General features: G+C 59.7%; 19 protein-coding genes and 1 riboswitch. Of the genes, 13 read left to right on the top strand and 6 right to left on the bottom strand.

From position 1 onward, the window contains the following. Positions 1-65 precede the first annotated feature (65 nt). From LRS06_RS02960 to LRS06_RS02925, 8 genes are all read left to right on the top strand, one after another. Entirely contained in the window at positions 66-1,139 is a 1,074-nt protein-coding gene (locus LRS06_RS02960) for an o-succinylbenzoate synthase (RefSeq protein WP_257870109.1), read from the top strand. Positions 1,140-1,288: 149 nt separating this feature from the next. Beyond that, positions 1,289-2,491, top strand: a complete 1,203-nt coding sequence (locus LRS06_RS02955) for an aspartyl protease family protein (protein ID WP_257870108.1) — start codon at positions 1,289-1,291, stop codon at positions 2,489-2,491. 66 nt (positions 2,492-2,557) lie between these two features. Beyond that, on the top strand, positions 2,558-3,733 hold the full coding sequence (locus LRS06_RS02950; protein WP_257870107.1) for a hypothetical protein: 1,176 nt from the start codon (positions 2,558-2,560) through the stop codon (positions 3,731-3,733). Positions 3,734-3,994: 261 nt separating this feature from the next. Continuing rightward, a complete protein-coding gene (locus LRS06_RS02945; RefSeq protein WP_257870106.1) occupies positions 3,995-4,987 on the top strand; it encodes an alpha/beta hydrolase in 993 nt (330 codons plus the stop codon). 166 nt (positions 4,988-5,153) lie between these two features. Next, complete coding sequence (locus tag LRS06_RS02940; protein ID WP_257870105.1) at positions 5,154-5,666, top strand: phasin family protein; 513 nt, start codon at positions 5,154-5,156, stop codon at positions 5,664-5,666. A gap of 143 nt (positions 5,667-5,809) precedes the next feature. Beyond that, positions 5,810-6,313, top strand: a complete 504-nt coding sequence (locus LRS06_RS02935) for an AarF/UbiB family protein (RefSeq protein ID WP_257870104.1) — start codon at positions 5,810-5,812, stop codon at positions 6,311-6,313. Next, a complete protein-coding gene (locus tag LRS06_RS02930) occupies positions 6,276-7,496 on the top strand; it encodes an AarF/ABC1/UbiB kinase family protein (protein WP_257870103.1) in 1,221 nt (406 codons plus the stop codon). The genes LRS06_RS02935 and LRS06_RS02930 overlap by 38 nt, the downstream gene beginning before the upstream one ends. Before the next feature lie 74 nt (positions 7,497-7,570). Next, positions 7,571-7,644, top strand: a riboswitch (Fluoride riboswitch). 75 nt (positions 7,645-7,719) lie between these two features. Continuing rightward, positions 7,720-8,979: a chloride channel protein gene (locus LRS06_RS02925; RefSeq protein ID WP_257870102.1), complete on the top strand. Its 1,260-nt coding sequence runs from the start codon at positions 7,720-7,722 to the stop codon at positions 8,977-8,979. A 21-nt stretch (positions 8,980-9,000) separates the two neighbouring features. Here LRS06_RS02925 and LRS06_RS02920 read toward each other — a convergent pair whose 3' ends face one another. After that, entirely contained in the window at positions 9,001-10,128 is a 1,128-nt protein-coding gene (locus tag LRS06_RS02920) for a hypothetical protein (protein WP_257870101.1), read from the bottom strand. 119 nt (positions 10,129-10,247) lie between these two features. Further along, positions 10,248-11,984, bottom strand: coding sequence for a phospho-sugar mutase (locus LRS06_RS02915; RefSeq protein WP_257870100.1), 1,737 nt, complete (start codon positions 11,982-11,984; stop codon positions 10,248-10,250). 259 nt (positions 11,985-12,243) lie between these two features. On the opposite strand from LRS06_RS02915, the gene LRS06_RS02910 reads away from it, so the two are divergent. Continuing rightward, entirely contained in the window at positions 12,244-13,938 is a 1,695-nt protein-coding gene (locus tag LRS06_RS02910; protein ID WP_257870099.1) for a Hint domain-containing protein, read from the top strand. A 96-nt stretch (positions 13,939-14,034) separates the two neighbouring features. Here LRS06_RS02910 and LRS06_RS02905 read toward each other — a convergent pair whose 3' ends face one another. Together LRS06_RS02905 and hppD are read right to left on the bottom strand one after the other, a co-directional pair. Next, entirely contained in the window at positions 14,035-15,024 is a 990-nt protein-coding gene (locus LRS06_RS02905; RefSeq protein ID WP_257870098.1) for a LamG-like jellyroll fold domain-containing protein, read from the bottom strand. A 364-nt stretch (positions 15,025-15,388) separates the two neighbouring features. Then, the gene (gene hppD, locus LRS06_RS02900; RefSeq protein ID WP_257870097.1) at positions 15,389-16,522 is read right to left on the bottom strand and encodes a 4-hydroxyphenylpyruvate dioxygenase; all 1,134 of its coding nucleotides are present in this window, start codon (positions 16,520-16,522) and stop codon (positions 15,389-15,391) included. Positions 16,523-16,692: 170 nt separating this feature from the next. Here hppD and LRS06_RS02895 point away from each other — a divergent pair, with 170 nt between their 5' ends. Both LRS06_RS02895 and LRS06_RS02890 read left to right on the top strand, forming a co-directional pair. Next, positions 16,693-17,079: a hypothetical protein gene (locus LRS06_RS02895; protein ID WP_257870096.1), complete on the top strand. Its 387-nt coding sequence runs from the start codon at positions 16,693-16,695 to the stop codon at positions 17,077-17,079. A 66-nt stretch (positions 17,080-17,145) separates the two neighbouring features. After that, positions 17,146-17,493 (top strand): DUF952 domain-containing protein, encoded by a 348-nt coding sequence (locus tag LRS06_RS02890; RefSeq protein WP_257870095.1) that lies wholly within the window; start codon positions 17,146-17,148, stop codon positions 17,491-17,493. 71 nt (positions 17,494-17,564) lie between these two features. On the opposite strand, the gene LRS06_RS02885 is transcribed toward LRS06_RS02890, so the two are convergent. Continuing rightward, complete coding sequence (locus LRS06_RS02885) at positions 17,565-19,487, bottom strand: ABC-F family ATP-binding cassette domain-containing protein (protein ID WP_257870094.1); 1,923 nt, start codon at positions 19,485-19,487, stop codon at positions 17,565-17,567. 129 nt (positions 19,488-19,616) lie between these two features. Continuing rightward, the gene (locus tag LRS06_RS02880; RefSeq protein ID WP_196953025.1) at positions 19,617-19,850 is read right to left on the bottom strand and encodes a hypothetical protein; all 234 of its coding nucleotides are present in this window, start codon (positions 19,848-19,850) and stop codon (positions 19,617-19,619) included. Between the two features lie 158 nt (positions 19,851-20,008). Here LRS06_RS02880 and murI point away from each other — a divergent pair, with 158 nt between their 5' ends. Then, entirely contained in the window at positions 20,009-20,842 is an 834-nt protein-coding gene (gene murI / locus LRS06_RS02875) for a glutamate racemase (RefSeq protein ID WP_257870093.1), read from the top strand. A 1,057-nt stretch (positions 20,843-21,899) separates the two neighbouring features. Then, on the top strand, positions 21,900-24,257 hold the full coding sequence (locus LRS06_RS02870; RefSeq protein ID WP_257870092.1) for a T9SS type A sorting domain-containing protein: 2,358 nt from the start codon (positions 21,900-21,902) through the stop codon (positions 24,255-24,257). The last annotated feature ends 677 nt before the right edge of the window (positions 24,258-24,934 follow it).

The raw sequence follows: 24,934 nt of genomic DNA, 5'->3' as shown, positions 1-24,934 counted from the left end.
AGGCCGCCCGGCCCACTCGGCTACCTTTGCCGCGGCCAGTGGCCCGGCCTGTTCCCCTGCTTTCTATGGCTCTGCACCTGCACTACTCGCACCGCGCGCTGCGGTTCAACTTTCCGGCCCGTACGTCCCGCGGGGCCCTCACCGAGCACGTGGCCTGGTACCTGCACCTGACCGAAGCCGCCCGGCCCGGCCAGCTTGGCCTGGGCGAAGCTGCGCCTTTAGCTGGCCTCAGCCCCGACTTCCGGCCCGACATTGAAGACCGTTTGCGGCGGCTTTGCCAGGCGTTCAACGCGGCCGGCTTTGCTTCCGCTGCTGAACCCGATATCGAACAACTGCTGGAGCCCGAGTGGCCTGCCTTGCGCTTCGGCCTCGAAACGGCCTTGCTCGACTGGCAGCACCGGGGCCGCCGTCAGCTGTTCGACAACGCCTTCAGCCGGGGCGAAGCAGGTATTCCTATCAACGGGCTGGTGTGGATGGGCGACGCTGACTTCATGCGCGCCCAGATCCGCCAGAAGCTCACCGAAGGCTACGGCTGCCTGAAGCTGAAAATCGGGGGCATCGACTTTGCCGCCGAGCTGGAGCTGCTACGCCTGATCCGCCACGAAGCCGGCCCCGCCGAGCTGACCTTGCGCGTGGACGCCAACGGCGCTTTCGCCCCCGCCGAAGCGCCGTCCAAGCTCGACCAGCTGGCCGCTTTCGACCTGCACTCCATCGAGCAGCCCATCCGCGCCGGGCAGTGGGAGGCGCTGGCCGCGCTGTGCCGCAGCTCGCCGGTGCCGATTGCCCTGGACGAGGAGCTGATTGGCGTAACCGAACCGGCCCGGCAGCTGCAGCTGCTGCAGGTGGTGCAGCCCGCCTACCTCGTGCTCAAGCCTACGCTGGTCGGCGGACTGGCGGCTACCAGCCAGTGGCTGGCCCTGGCCCAGGAGCACGGCATCGGCTGGTGGCTGACTTCGGCCCTGGAATCCAACGTGGGGTTGAACGCCATCAGCCAGTTCACCGCCCAACAAAATACCGGCGCCATGCCCCAGGGCCTGGGCACCGGCCAGCTGTATCACAACAACGTGGCGGCCCCGCTCCGCATTGAGGCGGGCCGCCTGTGGTACGAGCCCCGGGGAGTTTGGGAATTACCGGCGTAGATTATAAGGAATGAGCTGGCAATCAAAGGGTTTTTTTACTATATTACCCGGCCCGCACGTTCCCGAAAATGCCCACCCGTTGCATCCCTCGTACGCTTTTGCGCCTGGCTTGGCTAACCCGCCTGCTGGGGTGCGTCCTATTATGGTTTTTGGTCGCTGGCCAGGTTGCCGGGCAGGCCAATACGTCGTTTTCCTTAAGCAAGCCCCGGGCCCGGCACACCATTATCCCGTTTCAGCTGCAGCGTAATCTGATTATCGTACAGGCGAAGCTGAACGGCAGCGGCCCCTACAACTTTATGCTCGATACGGGGGTAGGCGTGAGTCTGCTGACGGACCCCTATCTGCAGGCCGAGCTGCGCCTGAAAGCCGGCCCGCGCTTTCAGGTGATGGGCGTGGGCGAAGAAACTGCGCTGGAAGCGTATATATCCGATAGCGTACGGGTGGAAGTAGGAGGAATTGTGGCTCCGGTTATGTCCCTCATGGTGCTGTCGGATGATGTGCTGGACCTTTCCAGCTACGTGGGCATGCCCATTCACGGTATTCTGGGGGCCGATGTTTTCCGCAGCCTCGTTATAGAGTTACGGCCCACCGAGTCGCGGCTGTTTGCCTATGATCCTACCCGCTACCGCGCCCCGCACGGCCGCCGCTGGGCCACCATGCCACTGTCGATGGAAGGCAGTAAGTCGTACATCACCACCAGCGTGGCCCTTACCGACTCCCTGCAGCTGCCCCTGAAGCTGGTGCTCGACACCGGGGCGGGCCACGCGCTGTCCATCGAAACCGGTTCCGATTCGCGTCTGCAAGTGCCGCAGAAGCGCCTCCGCTCCCAGCTGGGGCGGGGCCTGAGCGGGTTTATCAACGGCTATCTGGGCCGCGTCTCCAGCCTGCAGCTCGGGCGCTATCATATCCCCAACATGCTCACCTCATTTCCCGACAATTCTGAGGTGTACCAGCGCACCAACTCCGAGCGCAACGGCAACCTGGGGTTCGAGCTGCTCAAACGCTTCACCGTCATTATCGACTACCCGCACAACCGGCTGCTGCTAAAGCCCAATGAGCTGTACAAAGACCCGTTTGAGCATGATATGTGCGGCCTGGAGCTGCTGGCCACCGGCGAGGACTACCGCACCTACATCATCCTGAAGATACAGCCCGATTCCCCCGCGGCTTTAGCCAAGCTGGCTCCCGGCGACCAACTGGTTTCCGTGAACCTGTTGCCTGCCAATGCATTGTCTCTAACCCAGATCAGCCGGTTGCTGCACTCAAACGATGGCCGGCAGGTGCTACTCCTGGTGCGCCGGCCCGATGGGGAATTGCACTCGGCCAGAATTCAGCTGAAGCGGCAGATATGAGCCCGGTGGCTACTTTCGGCAATTTCGCTACCTTACCAGCCCACCTTTGCCTGCTCTGCCCGCCCGATGCCCACGGCCTCTACCCACACGCCGCCCCAGCCGCCGCCCGCCGTCCAGGCCAACCAGCACATCTACTCCGATTATTTCGACGAGGAATTTGCCCGCACCCTCGACGAGAACATCATGCAGCTGCTCGACCGGGTGTGGTTTCGCTCCAAGCTGGTAGGCTTCGAGGATTTTCCGCAGCCCAACAACCCTGAGCGGCCCCTCATCTTCGCTTCCAACCACTCCGGCATGGCTTTCCCCTGGGATGCCATGGTAGCCCTGGCGCACTTGCTGCGGGAGCTTCGCAAGCCCAGCGACCTGCCCCGGCCGCTGTCGGCGCCGCTGCTGTCGCAGTCGGTGCTCATGAATCCGTTTCTGGTCAAGGACTTCTGGAAGAAGTGCGGCTGCGTGGATGCCACCACGCTCAACTTCGAAACCATGATGTACTATCAGGACCATAACCTGATGCTGTACCCCGAGGGCGTGCCGGGCATCGGCAAGGGCTTCAACCGCAAGTACCAGCTGCAGCGCCTGGCTACCAGCATCGTGCGCCTGGGCATTCAGCACCGCACCGACATTGTGCCGTTCTATACTATCAACGGCGAGTACCTGAACCCGTACGCCTACAGCTGGGACTGGATAAACAACCTGAGCAAGAAAATCGGCATTCCGTTTCTGCCGCTCGGGCCCATTATCCTGCTGGTCCTGCTACAGCCCTGGTGCTTCTACATGGCGTTTCCGGCCCAGCTTACCTTCGTGCTCGGCCAGCGCATCCGCCCCTACGAGCTGACCGATAAAGCCCCCGAAGACCTGACCCGCGAAGATTATCTGGCCTTGAGCGAGCAGGTGCGCCAGCGCATGCAGCACGAGCTGGATGCCGCCGTGCAAACCCACGGGCAGAAGCCCTACCAGTGGCGGCAGCTGTGGCAGCGCATGAAGGAAAACCGCCGCTACTTTCCGTTTTTCCTGCCCTGGGCCTGGCCGGCGCTGTATCAGGAGTTTGAGCGCCAGTACGTGTACCAGGGCCGCCGCAACTTCCGGCTCGACCTCGACAAGCCCGGGGCATGGTGGCGTATGGTGTGGCGCAATCCGCTTTCGCTGGCCTTTTTTATTCCTATTCTGGGCTGGATTCCTATTGCCATCCGGGGCTACCGGGGCCACCGCCTGGGCAAAAGAGCCCCAAAGCCAAACGCCTAGCGCCCTTCCGCAGGAAAGCTTACTATACTGGTTCCGCCGCCTTCTCTAGCCGAAGAATTAGCGCACCACCGACGCCAGCCGGGCTGATATACTGCCAATTTCCGCAGCCGGTGCCGGACAAAAAAAGCCGGTTGCGTATAGGCTAGGGAAGCTGCCGGCAAATGCGTATTTTTGCAGCCGCATAGGCTGTTTCCCGCTTTCCGATGCTCCTGCCCAGCTGCTTAGCTTCTCGCTTAGGCCAGCCAAACTCCCACTTCCCGCATGCCCTCCACCCAACATCTGCTGCTCAAACAGCTCCTCACGGCGGCCACGCCCGCGCTGGCTTCCTCGCGCCCACGCTTGGCCCACGTGCGCCTGGCCGCCGAGTTCGGCGCTTTGCTGCAGTTCATACCTTGGAACGTGTTTCTGGAAGATGTAGACCTGGATGGCATGGCCGCTGAGTGGATTCGCCCGGCCCACGCCGATGAAAGCCGGGTGCTGCTGTACCTGCACGGCGGCGGCTATGTGCTGGGTTCCCTCAACACGCACCGCGGCCTCATTGGCTCCCTGGCCCAGCGTTGCGGGCTGCCGGCCTTCACCATCGACTACCGCAAAGCCCCCGAGTACCCGTTTCCGGCCGCGCTGGAAGATGCCCTGCTGGCTTACCGCTGGCTGCGGGCCGAAGGCTACCCCGCCGAAAACATTATAGTGGCCGGCGACTCGGCCGGGGGCGGGCTGGCCCTGGCTCTGACGCTGGCTTTGCGCGAGGCAGGTGAAGCCCTGCCCGCCGCCGTCATGGGCCTTTCGCCCTGGACGGACTTGGTACTGCCGGAAAAAGTGCTGCGCGAGGTGTGCGAGCAGGAAACCCAGCTGCTGGAGGCGCTGCAGATTCGTGACTGGGGCACGCACTACGCCGGCAATACCCCGCTCACGCACCCGCTGGTGTCGCCGGGCCAGGCTGAGCTACGCGGTTTGCCGCCCTTGCTTATTCAGCTTTCCGACGCCGAGGTGCTCTGCGACGACGGCCTGGGTTTCGTAGAAAAGGCCCGCCGGGCCGGGGTACCCGTTACGCTGCAAAGCTACCAGGGACTGGTGCACTGGTGGCATTTGTTTTGGCGGGTGCTGCCCGAGGCGCGTCAGGCCCTGGACGACGCGGCGGGTTTCGTGCGCGGCGTATGGGCAGCCCAGGCCGCAGCGGCTGATGCCGTGCGCCGGGCCGGGCAGCGGGTAGGGCGCAATACCGCCGCCAGCGCACGACTGCGGGCACACGGGTGAGGTTTTGACTAGGAATGAGAGGGAAGATGAAAAAATGTTTTCACTCACTTCCAACTATATAGGGTTCTTTTCGTAGGTTTGCAAAGTAGTCGGCTTGCATACTATTATATGCGGGGCCGTTGCTCGGATAGTTGTCATTTTCATCTTCTCCAACCCCCACATTCCCATGGAAGATCTGTTTAAAAAGGTCATCAACGCCGGCGTCGGCTTTGTTTCGCTCACCACCGACCGGGTGCAAACCACCATCGACAAGCTGGTGCAGGACAGCAAGCTGTCGGAGCAGGAAGGCCGCAAGATCATGGACGACCTGAAGAAAAACGCCGACACCAAGCGCAAAGAGTTTGAAAAGCAGATTTCGGGCGTGGCCTCCAAAGTGCTGAAAGGCGTGGGCGTGGCCCCCAACTCCGACCTGGAAGACCTGAAGCGCACCGTGAAAGGCAGCAAGTCGTCGGCTACTTCCTCTAAATCGGCTGCTGCTTCGTCCACCTCTTCGGCCGGCAAGAAAGCTGCTGCGGCTAAGGCTGCCGCTGGCAGCACGGCCAGTAAAGCCGCCGGTACCGTGAAGAAAGCCGCTGACAAAACCAGCGCCGCCGCGGGCAAAACGCAGAAATCGGCCGCTGCTACGGCAGGTGCCGCCAAGAAAACTTCGGAAGGCAGCAGCGAGGCCTCTGCTTCGTAAGCTACTTGCCGAGCGGCGCCCGCGCCGCCCAGCTATCAGAAAAGCCAGCACCACCGCCTGCGGGGAGCTGGCTTTTCTGTTGCCGGGCCGCAGGCCCTCCGTATTTTGCAGTTTCGTAACGTTTTCTGGCCCGTTTCCCTGGCATGTTCAAAAACACGATATCAAACCTGAGCCGCATCCGGCAGGTAGTGGAAGTACTGGTGCGCTACGGTTTTGAGGACGTGGTGACGAGCACGGCCCTGCGCCGCCTGGTGTCGAGCAAGCGCCGCCTCACGTGGCAGCACGCCGAGCGGCCTGTGTTTGAAACCACGCGCTGGGAGCGGATCCGCATGATTATAGAGGAGCTGGGGCCTACGTTCATCAAGCTGGCCCAGGCCCTGAGCAACCGCGCCGACCTGTTGCCCCAGCCGCTAATCGACGAGTTTGAGAAACTGCAAAGCAACGTGCCGCCGTTTCCGGTGGCGCTGGCCCGCCAGATTATCGAGCAGGAGCTGGGCCAGCCGCTCGAAAACGTGTTTAGTGATTTTGAGGAAGTGCCCCTGGGCTCGGCCAGCATCGGGCAGGTACACAAGGCCAAGCTGCTCACGGGCGAGGAAGCTGGTAGTGAAGGTGCAGCGCCCCGATGTGCAGGAAAAAGTGCGCACTGACCTCAGCCTGCTGCATGAACTGGTGCGCTTGACGGGCGGCTTTCTGCGCAAGCAGGGCCTGGCCAACCCCGAGGACATCGTGGATGCTTTCGAGCGCAGTATGACGCGCGAAATGGACTACACCTCCGAGGCCCGCAACCTGGAGCAATTCCGCCAGCTCTACGAGAAGTACGAAAGCTTCTATATTCCGAAGCCGTTCCGGGAGGTAAGCACCACCAAAATACTGGTGATTGAGTTTGTGGCCGGCTGCAAAATCACGGACAAAGCGCAGCTGCTGGCCTGGAACCTGAGTCCCGAGAAGGTAGCCGAAACCGGCATGGATATCTACCTCACGCAGATATTCGAGTTTGGGCGCTTCCACGCCGACCCGCACCCCGGCAACGTGCTGGTGCGGCCCGATGGCACCATCGTGCTTATCGATTTCGGCATGGTGGGCAAGCTCACCAAGCAGCAGAAGTACGCCTTTGCGGGAGTGTTTATTGGCATGGCCCGGCAGGATGCCCGCGGCATGGCGCTCAACTTTCGCCGCCTGGCCCTCACCAGCGACATTCCCGACATGCGTGCCTTCGAGGCCGACCTCAGCGACCTGATCGAGGACTTCTCGACCCTCGACGTGCAGGACATGAGCATGAGCGACCTGGCCGACTCCCTGCAGGGTATCATCTACAAGTACAAGCTGCAGGTGCCGGGCGCGGTGTTCCTGATTTTGCGGGCCCTGGTGATTCTGGAAGGCATTGGCAAGGTGCTGCACCCGCGCTTCAACACCTTCGAGTTCGTGCGGCCTTATGGGGCGCGCATCATTGCCGAGCAGTACTCGCCCGAAAGCATCCTCAGCGAGGCCGAGTACACCGGCACCCAACTGCTGGCCCTGCTGCAGACGTTCCCGGCCGATATCCGCCAGATCATGCGCAAGGTTTCGCGCGGCGACCTGCGCATGAAGGTGGAGCTGAGCGGTTACCTGCTGCTGCTGCGCAAGGCCGACCAGTTGGTTTCGCGCACCATTGTGGCTTTGCTGGCGGTAGCGTTTCTGCTGTTTTCAGGGCTGAGTCTGCTTGGTCACTACTCCCCGGAAATGCGCTACGTGCAGGGCATTCCTGTGCTTACCTGGTGGAGCCTGGGTATTACCGCCTTCCTGTTTCTGGTGCTGCTGATCCTGGGCACGCGGCGCGAGCGGAAAGACTAGCGTCGCTTTTCAGAGGTATTCGCCTGCTGGTTGCGGAGTGCAGGCTGAAGATCTGCCGGGCTGCGTATCTTGAGGCCGCCTACAGTGATGGATTTCCACCGCGAACCGCCGGAGCTACCTGCTCTGCGCTGATGATTCCTACTAAACGGGCGCCTCGGCGGCGACCCGCGTGCTTCATCGTAGGGTACGGCTTATGACTCGTATTTTCCCTTTTCTACGTCAGTTGCTTCTCCGGCTGCACACCGCTGATACCGCCGCGGCGCTGGTCTTCCTGCTGCGCTGGCTGCTGATCTGTGGGCTGATTGGCGTCCTGGCCGGCTCGGCGTCGGCGCTGTTTCTGGTGTCGCTGGACTGGGTGACGCGCTGGCGGGAGCAGCACCCGTGGGTGCTGCTGTTGCTGCCGGTAGCGGGGTTGGGCATCGGCCTGGTGTACCATTACTGGGGCGGGCGGGCCGGACGCGGCAACAACCTCATTCTGGACGAGATTCACCAGCCCAGCGCCCGGCTGCCGTTGCGGCTGGTGCCCCTGGTGCTGGGCAGCACCCTGCTCACGCACCTGGCAGGCGGCTCGGCGGGCCGTGAGGGCACAGCCGTGCAGATGGGCAGCGCCCTGGCCGATCAGCTTACCCGTCTTTTCCGCCTGCGCCCCCACGACCGGCGCCTGCTGCTGATTGCGGGCATGAGTGCCGGTTTTGCCTCTGTGTTCGGCACGCCGCTGGCCGGGGCCGTTTTCGGGCTGGAAGTGTTTCTGCTGGGCTCTGTTCGCTATGAGGCCGTGCTGCCCGCCTTCCTGGCTGCCGTGGCGGCCGATTTCGTGACGCGAAGCTGGGGGGTAGGGCACACGGTCTATCCACAGCTGGTGGCCTTACCGCTCACGCCGCTGGGTTTGGGCTGCACGCTGCTGGCCGGCGCCTTGTTTGGACTCACGGCCCGCAGCTTCGCCACGCTCACGCGCTGGATAAGCCGGCAGTTCACTCGCCTGCCCTATGCGCCGCTGCGGCCGGTAGCGGGGGGCATAGTACTGCTGCTTATTGTGTGGGCGCTGGGTACCACGCGCTACCTGGGGCTGGGTATTCCGGTTATCGTAGAAGCTTTCCAACGGCCGCTGCCGCCATATGATTTCGCCTGGAAGCTGCTGCTGACGGCCCTGACGCTGGGCTGCGGCTTCAAGGGAGGCGAAGTAACCCCGCTGTTTTTTATGGGGGCCGCGCTGGGCAGTGCCCTGGCCTTGGTGCTGCCGCTGCCGGTGGCGCTGCTGGCCGCTATGGGTTTCGTGGCCGTTTTTGCAGGGGCAGCCAATACACCGCTGGCCTGCACGCTCGTGGGGCTGGAGCTGTTTGGAGCGGACGCAGGTGTGTACCTGGGGCTGGCCTGCGTGGTGGCGTACCTGTTTTCGGGCCAACGGGGCATTTATTCGGCGCAGGTTATCGGGGAGGTGAAGCACCGGTGGCCGGCGCGGCAGCAGGGCAGCGCAGAGGAATGAAGAGCTACTCTGCCAAAAACACTACTTCCGATTCCAGCAGTAGCCTACCTGCGTGCCAATGAAGTCTATGGCCGCTCCGGAAAAGTGCCGCCCCACTACGCTTAGCTGCAGTTGGCGTTGTGCCGTAACAGGAATATATACTCCCGCTTGTAACTCATAATGCCAAGTATAGCGGATGTAAGAATTTCTTCTGCTGGCAACTGTCTGAAAATCATCTTCTCCGCGTGGTCGTAGCTGTGATATAATACGTTCGTGAAGAATAGCGGTTGGGCCAAAGCCTCCTGCCACGAACAAGCTCGTTTTATCGAAGCGACCAAACCGCTGGCCAGTCAATAAGGTACCGCTCACCATTCCGCTTTTCGTTTGAAATCGTTCTTCTACCGAGGGATTCGTTACGGGCTGAAAGGGCGCAGACCAGAGCTGGGCAAAGCCGTACTTAGCCTGCAAGCCAAACAGCAAGCCACTGGCCCGAATAGCTGTCCATTCTACGGCGGTGGTCCCGACCACGCCTCGTAGGTTCTGGCCGTAGGCACCTCTTTGGCCATCACGGCAGTAAAAAACACCGGCTTTGGCGCTGTAGCCGCGCTGCCAGGCTGCTTTCGATGCGCGGGTATCAGCCTTCCATTGTGGCTGCACGCAGCTGTTATACTGATAAATACGCTGCCGGACATTCATGGTGCTAAAGGACATATTCAAAACCTTCGGGCTGGTCTGTGATAGGCCAGCGCACTCCTTGAGGTGGCGGTTAAGCAGCAAATGCCAGTTGCTGGCAGTAAGCTCATATAACGTGTCGGCCGCGGGCGTAGGCTGCAGGAGCAGCTGGGGTTGTTCGGTAAGTGTGAACAGGCTCGCCGGGCCTGGCAGGGTAGGGAGCACAAAGCGCGCCACGGTCTGCTGGTCGGCTTGCTTTACCAACCGGCTGGCAATGAGCGGCTGCCCCTGCAAGCCATACCCACGCAGCTGGCTGGCCTGAAATACCTGAGCGGGGCCGGCGCCATCGGCGTAAAACTCTACTTGCTCGGCGCGCTTTTCGGCGACTGTGCCCCGCAGGGTGTCGCCGCTGAGTGTAACCACGTAGCCAGGCAGGCCTTGCGCCATGCTCGAAAAGCTGCTCAGCAGCAACGTGCACAGAATACTGATTCGCCACATAAACGAGGAGATAAGAAAGATAATCCAGAGGTAAAAAAACCAGATAATGACCCGAAACTAAATAAAATACCCGGGCTATATCAGTCCGGGTATTTTATTTAATTTATAGAAATTAAATTTTACTGCAGCTGCATGTCCGCAATGATGGCCTGAATCTTCTCGTCGGCGCGGCGGTTGGCCAGGTCGAAGTCTACCACGGATGCCAAGGGCTGCTTTACGCTGAAGTAGAACTTGATTTTGGGCTCGGTGCCGGAAGGGCGGGCGGAAATCTTGCTGCCGTCTTCGAGGATAAACTGCAGCACGTTAGAGCTTTCCAGGCCGGTGGGAAGCTCCTGGCCGGTGTGCAGGTTGCGGATGACGCCCTGCCCGTAGTCGCGTAGCTCGGTCACGGCCAGGCCAGCAATGGTACGGGGCGGGTTGGCGCGCAGGTCGCGCATCATTTCCTGGATTTCCTCGGCCCCGCGCTGGCCCTTCTTGGTGAGCGAAATCAGGTGCTCCTTGTACAGGCCGTAGGTGGCGTACATGCGCTGCATTTCCTGGTAGAGCGTGTGGCCCTGGTCTTTGGCTACGGCGGCCATTTCGGCAATCAGCGCGCAGGCCGAAATGGCGTCCTTGTCGCGCACGAAGTCCCCAATCATGTAGCCGTAGCTTTCCTCGCCGCCCCCGATGTAGGTTTCGCGGCCTTCCAGCTCCCGGATAATGCCGGCAATGTACTTGAAACCCGTCAGCGTCTGATAGGCCTTCACGCCGTGGCGCCGGGCAATATCACCCAGCACGTCGCTGGTCACGATGGTGTATACGATGAAGTCCTGCTCCGTCATTTTGCCGGCGCGGGCCCTGGCCGAGAGCAGATAGTGCGTGAGCAGGGCAGCCGTCTGGTTTCCGTTCACCAGCACCCATTCCCCGTGGTTGTCTTTCACGGCCATGCCTACCCGGTCAGAGTCGGGGTCGGTGGCCAGCACCAGGTCGGCGTCCAGGGCCTTGGCCTGGTCGAGGGCCAACTGCATGGCTACTTTCTCCTCGGGGTTTGGCGAGAGTACCGTGGGGAAGTTGCCATCAGGTGTGGCCTGGGCCTCCACAATGTGCACGTTGCTGAAGCCCAGCTGCGCCAGCGCCTGCGGCACCAGCGTGATGCCCGTGCCGTGCAGGGGCGTATACACAATCTTCAGATCATGCTGGCGGCGGATGGCTTCGGGGTTGATGCTGAGCTCTTTTACTTTGGCCAAGTAGGCCGCGTCCAGCTCCGCCCCAATCAGCTGCACGCGCGAAGCATCGGCCTGAAAGCGCACGTCGTCCACGCTCTGGATGGCGTTTACTTCCGTGATAATGTTCTTGTCGTGGGGCGAAACCACCTGGGCTCCGTCGTTCCAGTATACCTTGAAGCCGTTGTACTCCTTGGGGTTGTGGGAAGCCGTGACCACGCAGCCGCTCTGGCAGCCCAGGTGGCGGATGGCAAACGACAGCTCCGGGGTGGGCCGCAGCGCCTCAAACAGATACACCGTGATGCCGTTGGCCGAGAAGATATCGGCAGCAATGCGCGCAAACTCCGCGCTGTTGTTGCGCGAGTCGTGGGCCACGGCCACCTTGATTTCCTGGCCGGGAAACTGCTGCACTAGGTAGTTGCTCAACCCCTGCGTAGCCATGCCCAGCGTGTAGCGGTTCATGCGGTTGGAGCCCGCGCCCATGATACCGCGCAGTCCGCCGGTGCCAAACTCCAGGTTGCGGTAGAAGGCGTCGCTCAGCGCCTCTTCCTGGTCGGAGTCGAGCAGCTGCCGGATGTTGGCTTTGGTGTCCGCGTCGTAGTTGCCGGTCAGCCAGGTGTTGATTTTCTGTTGGAGGTCGGTTGAGAGGGCCATAAACTGGTGGGAGGTTGCGAAAACGCTATTGACGGGACAAAGAAAAAGAAGTTATGAAAATCAGCGGCGGCCGGGCGGCCGGCAAAGTGGGAAATAATCGGGAGTGTTGCCCGGTTTCACATCAATATGCGAGGCCGCAGCCCCGATAATGTGATTGACGCACGGCCGTTTTTTGGCGCACTTGCGGCCGCAATCTGCTGCGTAGCCACCGGGGCGGCGCGACCGGTTGCGGTCAATCATTTTTCTTTCTGCCGCTACTATGCACTCTGCTCACCGCGCTGTTAGCTTTTTGATGTTTCTGGTTTTGCTTTCGGCGTTTCTGCTGGTGGCCGGCGTGGCGCTGGCCCAGAAGCCCATTAAAACGGACGTCACTCTTCTGTTTGACAAAGTACCGGCCCCACCCGCAGCCTTTGGCTGCGCGCTGCAGCGCCCGGCCGAGCTGGCCGCGCTGGAAAAGCAGATCGGCCAGCACATGGTGGCTATTACCACCGCCCGCACCGCCGGGCAAAGCCGGGATGAAGCGGCCATGCAGGCCTTCGGTGAGCAAGCCACCGCCGACGGCGTAGAAAACATGACCGACCAGCAGAAAATGGCCTACCTGCAGCAGCAGGGCAGCGCGCTGCCCGGGCACAACGCCCAGGCCTTGCAGCTGGCCCAGCAGATGCAGGATCCCGCGTTTCAGGCCAAGCTAGCCAAGATGAGCGACGCGGAAAAAGCCCAGTTTCTGCAACAGCAAATGGCCGCGCCCGGCTCCGCGCAGCAGCGCCTGACCGCCAACCCGGCCTACCAGGCTGCGCAGGCCGAGTTTATGCAGCAGATGCGCGACCCGGCCTTTCAGAAAGCCTGGGCTAAGAAGTCGGAAGCCGAGCAGGATGCTTACACGGAGCAGTTGATGCGCAAGCACGGCCTGAATGAGGCCAGCATGAAGAGCGTAGCCGGTAAAACGCCGGCCGCCCCGCTCGGGCCGCTGGTAACCAAAGCCGCCCTTGAAGCCTACAGCACGATGAGCACCGCTCTGGCCGCCAGCAGCCAGACGCCCTCGGCTTTACAGCGCCTGACCACGGCCCTGCACTCCGACATGATGGCGCTGGAACAAAGCCAGCAGGCCCAGCGCCTGCCCGAGGCGAAAGATGGCGACTGCGCCGGCCAGCAGCGGGTGTACGAGCAGAACCGACAATTCTTCAAGCGACGCCAGGACCTGATGCGCCAGTACCTGCCCCGGCTCACGGCGGCCTGGACGGCGCACAAAGCCCAGCTAAAAGCCCGCGTAGCTCCCTTTCAGAAGGAACTGGCCGCCATCCACTACACCGACGATATCAGGCGGGAAGATGAAAAAGCCAATATTGCCCCGCTGGCCGGCGGCCAGCAGCAGATGCTGATGGAAGTGCAGAGCCTGGCGGATTTTACCGCCGCCGTGTACGATCTCAACCAGCAGTACTGCAGCCTGCAGCAAGCCTACGATCAGCCTTTCAGCTGCCACCTGGCTACCTGCTTTCCTGCTACGGCCATGGTAGCCCTGCCCGGTGGCCGGCAGCTGCCCATTGAGCAGATCCGCGCCGGCGACGTGGTGCTGGGCTACGATGCCGCTGCCGATGCTGTGGTGCCTACCCGGGTTCTGCGCCTCGATGAGCACACGGAAGCCGCTTACCTGCTGGTACAGCTCACGATTGGAGCATACGCCGTGTATGCATCAGTGGAACCATCACTAGCATCCGGTCTGCCTGCTACCGAGTTGCTGCTCACGCCCAACCACCCGCTCGTGCTCGGCAACGGGCAAACCCGCCGCGCCGATTCCCTGCAAACTACCGACGACCTGTTGCAGCTACAGGCTGCAACCGTAGCGCCCACCCACCTCACCGACCGGCAGGATGCGGGCACCGCCCCCGCCGTGTACAACCTGCGCACCGAATCCGGCAACTATTTCGTGAGCGGCATCCTGGTAGGCTCAAAGTAAAGGCCCTTGGTTAAGTCGTCTGGCAACCTTATATCACATAAAAGCGCCCCGGCTGTTTCGGCTGGGGCTCTTTGTATTAATCAAGTAGGGTAACTGCTACTGCACCACCATCCGCTGCGTCGTACTCTGCCCGTCGAGGGTGAGTTGGGTGTAGTAGACGCCCGCTGCCAGTTTGGTGTGAGTGAAAGGTATAGTGTAGGTGCCCGCGGGGCGGGGCTCATCTACAAGCGTAGCCACTGCGCGTCCAGTCACGTCGAGCACCCGCAGCTCCACGTGGCCCGGGCGGCTCAGCACAAACGGAATAGTGGTAGCCTGGGCGAAAGGATTGGGAAAGTTTGGTTGCAGCCGCGCTGTCAGGGTAGTGGGGAGGCGGTTGGCGGTGGATACCTCGTTGGTCCAGACCGGGTCATTGGCTTCGGTAGCGCTGGTAGCGCCCAGTACCCCACTCAGGGTCGGGTTGGCCTGGTTCAGCACGGTTTGGCCGGAGGTTTCATTGAACCGGAAATACGCCAGCAGCCCGGCGGGGGAGTTGCCCGGGCCGTTGGTTTGGTCGCTCTTGATCTGAGCCTGCGTGCGCGCCACGTTCCACACCATCACCTCGTCGATATAGCCCTGCCAGCCGGTGTCGCTGGAGCCGAAGCCGATGCCCAGGCTGCTGCCCAGGCGGTCCGGGGCGGCTTTAGTGGTGCCCACGGCGTCGCCATTCAGGTAGATGGTGCCGGTGGTGCCGTCCCAGGTGTAGGCCAGGTGTGCCCAGGTACGCACCGGCACGGTGCCGCCTTCCAGACCCGAGTAAAATTCCACCTTGCTATCCGAGTTGACACCAAACCAGGGGTCATCATTGCCAAACTCCAGCACGGTATTGAAGGAGCCGGCCGCGCCGAAGGCAGAGCCGTTGTAGTACACCCAGACCTCAAGGGAAAACGGCCCCGAAGCCGGCAACGCAAAGTTGGGCACCGTTACCTGGTCGTCCTGCTGGCTGGTGAAGCTCAGAAAATGGCCGCCCCGCTGGGCTTGGCTGCTGAAGGTGAGGCCGGTGCCCAACAAGGTAAGCAGGCTGGCTTTGCGTAGAAAATTTGCTTTCATGCGTGTGAAAAAGGTGACAGGTAGCTATGCAAGCCCGAAAGCCAATTCGGGAGAAATGCACCGGCAAACCAAGCGGATAAACGATAGGCAATCAATCCCATAATTGGGTGAGACGATAAAGCCGCCGGATAATATGACCCACCAGTAAGCCTGTTGCGTCCCGTAGCATCAGGCTCCCTCAGCAGCCTAATGAAACAGATGCTGGCGGAGTGGCTATGGGCCAGCCGCTGGCGGGCAGAATCGTTACTCACATCATCGTGTGAGCTGGCGGGCCAAAACGCAAAGCGCCCCGACCATCTGGCCGGGGCGCTGAACGCTTGCTTTCAAAATGCTGGCAGTCCAAGAAAATCAGAAGGCGGCGGGATTACAGATTGCCGCGCAGAGCCTGCTCCCGCTCAATGGCTTCAAACAGGGCTTTGAAGTTGCCTTTGCCGAACGATTTGGCGCCTTTGCGCTGGATGATTTCGAAGAACACCGTGGGGCGGTCTTCCACCGGCTTGGTGAAAATCTGCAGCAGGTAGCCTTCCTCGTCGCGGTCTACCAGCAGGTTCAGCTCCTTGATGCTTTCCAGCTCCTCGTCAATAGTGCCCACGCGCTCCAGCAGGTCATCATAATAAGTGCCGGGCACCGTCAGGAACTCCACGCCACGGCGGCGCAGTTCGGCTACCGTCGAGCGTATATCGTGGGTGATGATGGCAATGTGCTGCACGCCGGCATCGTGGTAGAAGTCGAGGTACTCCTCAATCTGGCTTTTCTTCTTGCCTTCGGCGGGCTCGTTGATGGGGAATTTCACGAAGCCGTTGCCGTTGCTTACCACCTTGCTCATCAGGGCCGAGTACTCCGTGCTGATGTCGTCGTCGTCGAAGGTGATGAGCAGCTTGAATCCCATGACGTCTTCGTAAAACTTCACCCACTGGTTCATCTGGCCCCAGCCCACGTTGCCCACGCAATGGTCTACGTACTGCAAACCTACCGGCGTGCCCTGGGGCACGTTGCTGGTTTTAGCCACGTAGCCGGGCAGAAAGGGGCCGGTATAGTTGCTGCGCTCCACGAAGGTGTGGATGGTTTCGCCGTAGGTATAGATGCCGGCCAGCGTCACGGAGCCGTGCGCATCCTGAATGGTATAGGGCTCGAAGGCGGGTTTGGCACCGCGCCTGGTGGTTTCCTCGAAGCTTTTGCGGGCATCATCCACCCACAGCGCCATCACCTTCACGCCGTCGCCGTGCTTGGCCACGTGGCGCGTGATGTCGGAGTCGGGCAGGAGGGAAGTGGTGAGCACGAGGCGGATTTTGTTTTGCTGTAGCACGTAGGAAGCCCGGTCGCGCACCCCGGTTTCGGGGCCGGAGTAGGCTACCAGCTCAAAGCCAAACGCGGCCTGGTAGAAGTACGCCGACTGCTTGGCGTTGCCCACGTAGAGCTCCAGGTGGTCGGTGCCGTTGAGGGGCAGAAAGTCGTGGGCGGGGTGAGCCTGCACGGCGGGCGAAGTCATGGTTTCCATGGGTGGGAAGCGGTTGGGTGGCGGGTGGATAAGTTACCGGGAGTAAAAATACGGGAATACCCGGATCTGCGCCGAGTTGGTGGCCGGTCTGGAGATGGGGCCGACCCCGGGCATGGGATTTTCCCGAAACCTGCGCACCTTTGTGGTACACCATTTTATTGCCCGTGGCTATGAACAAGGAGGACCTCAACCGCGCCCTTACCGCACTCATCGAGAAGAAACAGACTCTGCACGAGCTTTCGTACGACGACACCCGCTACGACGAAGTAGAGGAGGAGCTGCACGACTTGGAGGACGATTTCAACGACGAATACGGCGCGTTTCTGGAAGCGGCCCTGGAAAAAGTTCATAACGACCTGAACTCCGATACCGACGTGCTGCTGCCGACTGCCTACCTCCCCGCCAGCACCGGCGGCACTCCCTCGCCCAAAGAAGGCGTGTGGGTTGATTCGGAAAAATACCCCGGCAAAGAAGCCCGCATTACCCTCATTCCCAACCCCACCCGCATTGTGCTTACCGTGGGCAAAGCCGTGCAGCAGGAGCTGTGGCAGGCCTAGTGAATTGCTACTACATGGTTTTGGGTTGAATGGCTCGTCAGAACGAAACCAGAAAACCATTTGACCATGCTCTACCGCATAGCCCGCCCGGCGGATTGGGCCGCCGCGCAGCACACGAGCTTTTTTGCCAGCCCTGATCTGGCCGCCGAAGGCTTCATTCACGCCTCGGAACTAAGCCAGGTGCTGGACACCGCCCGCAAGCACTACCAGAACAGCCCGGACGCGGTGCTGCTGGAAATCGATGAAGCCGCATTGGCCACCGCGCAGGTGCGGGTAGAGCGGGAATGGGCTGAGAGCCGACAGGCATATTTTCCGCACATCTTCGCGCCCATTCCGCTAAGTGCCGTGGCGCGCAGCTGGCCTTTTCCGGTTGATGAAGCGGGGCGGGCGGCACTGCCGAAGGACTTGGGATAAGGTAAACAAATAGCAAGAGCCCCTTCCGTACGTACGGAAGGGGCTTTTGCTATTTGTTTAGACCGTAGAAGCTACACCAGCTCGGCCAGCTCCAGCCAGCGCATGCCTTTGTCGTCGAGGGCGGTTTCGGTGCGCTTCAGCTCGGCGGCCCAGTCAGCCAGCTCCTGGTGGGAGCCGGCGCCGGAGTTAAGCTTGCCGATGAGCTCCTGCTTGCGGGTTTCGAGCTGGCCCATTTCCTTTTCCAGGGTTTCGTATTCCTTTTTCTCCGCGAAGGAAGCTTTGCGCTTGGGCGCCTCGGCGGGCTTGGGCGCGGGGGCCGGCGTTGGGGCGGCCTCGGCTACTTTGGCGGCAGCGCGGGCGGCTTTGGCTTCCTTTTCGGCGGCTTCCTGGGTTGCTTCGGTTTCGCGCTCGGCCAGGTACTCACGGTAATCGGTGTAGTTGCCGGGGAAGTTAAGCACGGCCCCGCCGGGCTCCAGCACAAACAGGTGCTCGGCCAGCTGATCGAGGAAGTACCGGTCGTGGCTCACGATGAGCAGACAGCCGCCGAAGTGCAGCAGGAAGTCTTCCAGAATGTTAAGCGTGCCTAGGTCCAGGTCATTGGTGGGCTCGTCAAGAATCAGGAAGTTGGGGTTTTTGATGAGCACCCGCAGCAGCTGCAGGCGGCGCTTTTCGCCTCCGCTCAGCTTGCTTACCAGTGTATACTGCTGGGCCGGCGGAAACAGAAACAAGCTCAGAAACTGGCTGGCCGTCAGCACGTCGCCGTTGGCCAGCTCCACCACTTCGGCTACTTCCTTTACAATGTCGATGACACGCTGCGAAGGGTCGAATTCCAGCTCCGTCTGGGTGTAGTAGCCGAACACGGTGGTCTGGCCGACCTCGATGGTGCCGGAATCGGGCTGGAGCTTGCCCGTGAGCATATTCAGCAGGGTGGACTTGCCGGCGCCGTTGGGTCCCACGAGGCCAATCCGGTCCTTCTTCTTGAACACATAGCTGAAATCGTCGAGCACCACGTTGTCGCCAAACTTCTTGTTGAGGTGGCTGGCTTCAATGATTTTGCCGCCCTGGCGGGTGGTTTTCACGCTCAGCTCCACCTGCTGCTTGCTCAGGTTGGTGCTGGCCTTCTCCTTGGTCACGTAGAAGGCATCGATGCGGGCCTTCTGCTTGGTGCCCCGGGCCTGGGGCATGCGGCGCATCCAGTCCAGCTCCTTCTTGAACAGCTGTCGGGCCTTCTCCACTTCCACCGATTCGCGCATTTCGCGGTCGGCCTTCTTCTCCACGAAGTAGGCATAGTTGCCCTGGTAGCGGTACACCTGGCCCTTGTCGAGCTCCACAATTTCGTTGGCCACGCTATCCAGAAAATACCGGTCGTGGGTTACCATCAGCAGCGTAAGGCTGGGGGAGGAAAGGCGGTTTTCCAGCCACTCAATGGTAGCCAGATCCAGGTGGTTGGTGGGTTCATCGAGCAGCAGCACGTCGGGCTCCTCAATAAGTACGCGGGCCAAAGCCACGCGCTTGCGCTGCCCGCCCGAAAGCTGGCTTACGTTGCGCGTCAGCAGCTCGCCCAGGATGCCCAGCCGGCTCAGGATCTGCTGCACCTGCGCCTCGTAGTCCCAGGCATTCAGCGAATCCATGCGCTCCAGCACCCGCTGCAGGTCATCGGACTTGTGGTCGGGGTCGTTTACCACGTGCTCGTACTCCTGGATGGCGCGCAGTGTATCGTTCTGACTGGCGAAGATGGTTTCCTCCACCGTCAGGCTTTCATTGAACTCCGGGTTCTGGCCCAGGTACGTTACCCGGATGCCCTTGCGCGTGCTTACCAGGCCGGTATCGGGCTGCTCCAGCCCGGCCAGAATGCGCATCAGCGTGGTTTTGCCGGTGCCGTTGATGCCCACAAAGGCCACGCGCTGGCCTTGTTGCAGCCCAAAATTCAGGTCCCGGAAAAGCCACCGGTCGGCGTAATTCTTCGAAAGGTTCTCAGCGGAAAGCAGATTCATGCCGCAAAGGTACGGGCGGTGAAATTGTGAAATGGTGAAATTATGAAATGGTGAGTTGGCCGTGCTGCTTGCGCTACCTGGGCGGTAGAACGTCAACTCACCATTTCACCAACTCATTAGTTCACCACTTCAAATAACCCGCACGCGGTCCACGTTCAGCTCGTCGCGCAGGATTTCGAGGCCCCGGTAGGCGAGGGGGCGGCCCGTGTTGGTGGTCAGCTCGCCGCCGGCCTGGTGCAGGTGGGCTACGTCGAGAATCAGCTGGGTGTACTTCCGCTCGCCCAGCTCAATGGCTATGGGGCGGCCGCGGGCCGGGTTGAAAGACGCCAGGGCCTGGTCGATTTCTTGCAGAACCGTACTCATAACGGGGGAGGGTGGGGGTACCAAGGATTGCTGGCTACTATATAGAAGAAAATACGGCAGCAAGCAAGCCCCACCGGAAGCTGTGTGCTGGCTGGTAAATGCCGAATGCGGCTTCTGGTGAAATTTCTCAGGGAAAATATCCTACCTTTGCGCCCGATATGGGAAAAGCAGCTTCTTTCCCCCTTGCGGCCCGACCGATTGGGGTGTTCGACAGCGGTATTGGGGGCCTGACGGTGGCGCGGGCAGTGAGCAGGGTATTACCGCAGGAGCGGCTGATCTATTTCGGTGACACCGCTCACCTGCCCTACGGCGACAAAAGCACGGCTGCTATTCAGGCCTACTCCGTGAAGATCTGCGACCTGCTGCTGAAGCAGCAGTGCAAGGTGATTCTGATTGCCTGCAACTCGGCTTCGGCAGCTGCCTACGAGCTGGTGAAGGAGTACGTGGGCTCCAAGGCCCGGGTACTGAACGTCATCGACCCGATTGTGGCGCACGTAGGGCAGGCCTATGCCGGCCGCACCGTGGGGCTTATCGGCACCAAGCAGACTGTGAACAGCAATGTGTACCGCAAAAAGATAGATGAGCTGGATGTCGGCGTAGAGCTGCGGAGCCTGGCTACCCCGTTGCTGGCCCCAATGATAGAGGAAGGCTTCTTCAACAACTCTATCTCGGGCAACATCATCGACTCCTACCTGTCCAGCCCGGTGCTGCAGGGCATAGAGGCGCTGGTGCTGGCCTGCACGCACTACCCGCTCATCAAGCAGCAGATTACGGACTACTATAAGGGGGGCGTGGCAGTGCTGGATGCTTCCGATGTGGTAGCGCAGCACGTACAGCAGTACCTGCTGGCACAGGAGCTGGCCGCCCCGGCTGCCGGACCTGCACCAGCTCACCACTTCTACGTGTCCGATTTCACCCGCTCATTCGAGGAAAGCACTCGGATCTTCTTTGGGCAGGAAGTCCATCTGGAGCACTACCCGCTGTGGGAGTAGAGTAATTCCTATCCGAATAATCGGATTTTCTTTTGCACATTTCAACTATCTATGATAATGTTGTAGTTGGGTAAGAGTATCTCCTGGCATCAGCCTTACCTGATATGTGAAACTCAGGACAAGAGCCTGCATTCAATCAAGGGTTTGCCTGACCAAGAAAGAACGTATAAGGGGCGTAAAAGCCTAAAACCGCAAAAAGATAATTATTCGTATATCCAGATGGAGCCCGGAATCATTTGGGCACGAAATATGTAAACGACAGTAAGCCCGCTAAACCGATTTCCCTGCTATTTCGCCCCACGCTTTTGGGGGCGTTATGAAGCCAGCAAACCCACCAAGTACAGCATAAATGAATATAAAAGCAACTACATATAAGAAAAAATCATATGAAATGTCAGAAAAATCATTGAACTGCACTGTTTCAAATGCGTACAAGGACCATAATTAACCAAGTGGTTTCTTAAAATTTACTGACAGTCAACAAATTGCCCTTTTCTTCTTCCAAACTTTTCCACGTACTCATATGAAGAATTCATACACTCGCACCCAACACCGCGCCGGATGGTCGGTTATTTGGGTGTTCCTGTTGGCCCTCTTTGTTCTGCCAACGGTAGGCTTTGCCCAAACTCTTGGTGGTTCCACCATCAATAGCGACGCCCCTGACTTTATAGATACGGTTGTGGGCCAGACTACGGAGCAGGTAGCTGGTACCGACGAAGAAACTGAGGTTAACGACGGTACCATTGATGCCGGCTTCCCCGTTGTTGTGCGGGTAAAAGGTACTGGCCTCATAAATAACGTAAATGTTACTTTGACCGGGACAAACCCTGGTGACTTTAAGGTTAGCCGCAACGGCACCTTCGGCAGTTCTGTAACTCTTACGGCCACGGAAGCAAATAATGGCTTTGATGTTTATGTGCAGTTTGCTCCTACCGCTATAGGCAACCGCACTGCTAACGTTCGTCTTTCTTCGCTGGCACCGACGCCGACTAATCCGGCTAGAACTGTTACTAACACCTTTACGGTTTCGGGTGAGGGCCTTCCGGTTCCTCCAACCGTGACTATCACGCCTACCACGCTGCCGTTCAACGCCACGCACATTGGCGAAACCACATCCTCACAAACATTTGAGGTTTCGGGCTCTAACCTGTCGGGTAACATCACCATCACGCCTCCTTCAGACTACCGCATCAGCCGGAACAATACCACGTTCACGAATCAGCCTATCGTGCTGTCCCGCACGGGTACTTCGGTAGCACCTACTACCATCTACGTTCAGTTTGCGCCTACCCAGACGGGTGCGCGGAACCAGAGCATCGTGCTTACCACTGCTAACCCTAATGGTCCTCAGATTTCGCGGACTGTTACGGTAACGGGTGAAGGTGAACCAGCTATTACCTCGGCCATTACGTTCACCAACAACCCGATGGACTTTGGTACGGTATCGACCAACGGCTCGGGCACCAGAACCTCTATTGTAACGGCTACCGGCCTGGCTCCGAATTCCACGGTGACGCTGACGCCTCAGCAGGCTAACGTCCGCTTCCGGTTGTTTGGCACCGGTGCCTACGTTAACACCCCTATTACCCTGACCACCAACGCCAGCGGCAACGTGACGCAGGAAATTCAGGTGCAGCTGGTTGGTACGCCGTCTGGTCCCTTCACGGGGCAGATTGTAGCGGAAGGTGTAACCCCTGGCAACACAACCGCTATGGGTACGCTCAACATTGTGGCCAACGGCCTGACGGGTAACTCGGCTATCAACGCCTCGGGTGCGCTCAGCCTGTTCTCTACCGTACCCGGCGTGCCTTCGGCAGTGCAGACCTACCAGCTTTCGGGTACCAATCTGCTGGAAGGTGTTGACGTACAGGCACCGCTTTATTACCAGGTAGGTTTGTCGGTAGCTGCTCTGGAAGCGCTGGGTAACACTACGGGTAACACCATTACCATCCCCCGCAACTCCGGCAATGACCTGACGGTAACCACGGTTTACATCCGCTACCTGCCTCCAACTGCCCGTGAGGATGCCACCGTCATCACCCACACCAGCAGCCCGGCCAACCCCGTTACCTTCCCGGTATCCGGCACCAGCCGTCCGCAGGTGGAAATCACCAATGCCTTCACGAATCCCGGCCTGATCATCATCAACAACAAGTCGTCGGTTCAGAACCTGAACTTCACCGCAGCCCGGGTACGCCAGCCTATCACGATTTCCATCTCGAATACCTCGCCCTCGCCTCAGAACCCGGGTGGTACTCCTCAGTTCGAGCTTTCGACCGACGGTGTAAACTTCGCTCCCACGGCAACCTACACCCCGAATGCTACGACGTATGATGTAAATGCCCCCCTGTACGTACGCTATGCTCCTACCTACCTGGGCCAGGCTTCCAACAACCTGCGCTTCAAGAGCACGGACTTTGCTATCACGACGGAACAGGATTTCGTAAGCAACGGTCAGCTCTCGGGCCGCTCGATTGACACACAGCCTACGGCTGAGCGCCCCTTCCTGCTGACGCGTAGCGGCTCTACCATCACCGTTAGCTACATTGGCTCGGTAGCTGGCCAGGGCGAAGGTCACCTGATCGTAGCCAGCGAAAACTCTTCGCTGCCCACCAACCGTCAGCCGGTAGATGGTGTTTCGTATCAGACCAACAACTCCATCTACGGTAGCGGCCCAACGCTTGCTCCTGGTTACTTTGTAGTGTATGCTGGGGCTAACACCCAGCAGACCATCGAAGGCTTCGACAAGTCTAAGAGCTACTACTTCTACTCGTTTGAGTTCAACAACATCGACCCCAACACCGGCTTTATCACGCAAACCGCTGAAAACTACCTGACGCCCACCGTGGCTGAGCAGATTGAAGGCATCGTGATTGTGGGTGAGCCCCTGCCTGTGACGCTGGCTGCCTTCTCGGTGAAGCTGCAGAACAAGCAGGTGAACCTGAACTGGGCCACGGCTACGGAAGTAAACAACAAAGGCTTTGAAGTACAGCGCTCGGCTGATGCCAAGAACTTCCAGACGATTGACTTTGTAGCCGGCAACGGTTCGAGCACTAACAAACACGAGTACAAGTCGACCGACAAGAACCCGCTGAGCGGCACCGCTTACTACCGCCTCAAGCAAATAGACCTCGACGGTAAGTTTGCCTACACGGAAGTGAAAACGGTGGTGAACGGTGAAGCTGGCAGCCTGAGCGTGTACCCCAACCCGGTACAGAGCAACGTAACGGTGAAGCTGCCGGTAATCATCCAGAACGCCCGGGTACAGGTGCTTGACCTGACCGGCCGGGTAGTTCTGAACCGCACCCTGGCTGCCGATGGCAACCTCCAGCTGGGTGAGCTGCAGCGTGGCACCTACCTGGTGCGCGTAGAGCAGGGCGGCCAGAACTGGACGCAGCGCATCGTGAAACAATAAGCAGCGCAGATTTTTCTGCCACCAAAAAAGGCCTCCCGGTGTTCGGGAGGCCTTTTTTATTGTCTCGGCGAGAACAGGTAATAATTCTGTAACCCCGGAAATAGCATCAGATAGACTTCTAACCCGCTATATTTAGACTCTCAGAGTGCGCGCATTTCCTAAACTCTCATACACACCTCTCTATGACCTCACTTTCTACTCGACTGCGGGTAGCCCCGCCACTTTGTGTCCGGGGCTTCTTTGTGGCCTTCGCCCTGCTGCTGCTCCCGCTGCTGGGGTGGGGGGCAGACAGAGATATTTAATTACGCAGGTGGCGGAGCAGCCCCAACGGGCTGGACATTTGTCAATGGAGGTTCAGAAACTATTGATAAGTCTAGTTACTGGTTGCTGGAGAAGTCAAGTGTAGATAAGATAACAACTAGTAAGTATAACCTGACTGGTTATACCAACGTGTCATTATCTATTGATGTGGCTACATTTGGTAGTGGTACTCCTGAAAACCCTGTAACTGTTGAAGTCTCTTATGACAATGGAGCCACTTACACACAAACAGCAACTTCTGCAACGCCAACAAGCTCTGCTTATGTAAATGCGAAGATTGCGCTGACGTCGGTTTCCTCCGAGGTAGTAATTCGATTCTCAAATAAGGGGACAACTGGTCGTCAAGGTGACAGAGT

This window comes from Hymenobacter sp. J193 (genome assembly GCF_024700075.1).
Classification (GTDB): Bacteria; Bacteroidota; Bacteroidia; order Cytophagales; family Hymenobacteraceae; genus Hymenobacter.
The sequence above is the reverse complement of the archived record's forward strand: the minus strand, read 5'-3'. Positions and strand labels throughout refer to the sequence as shown.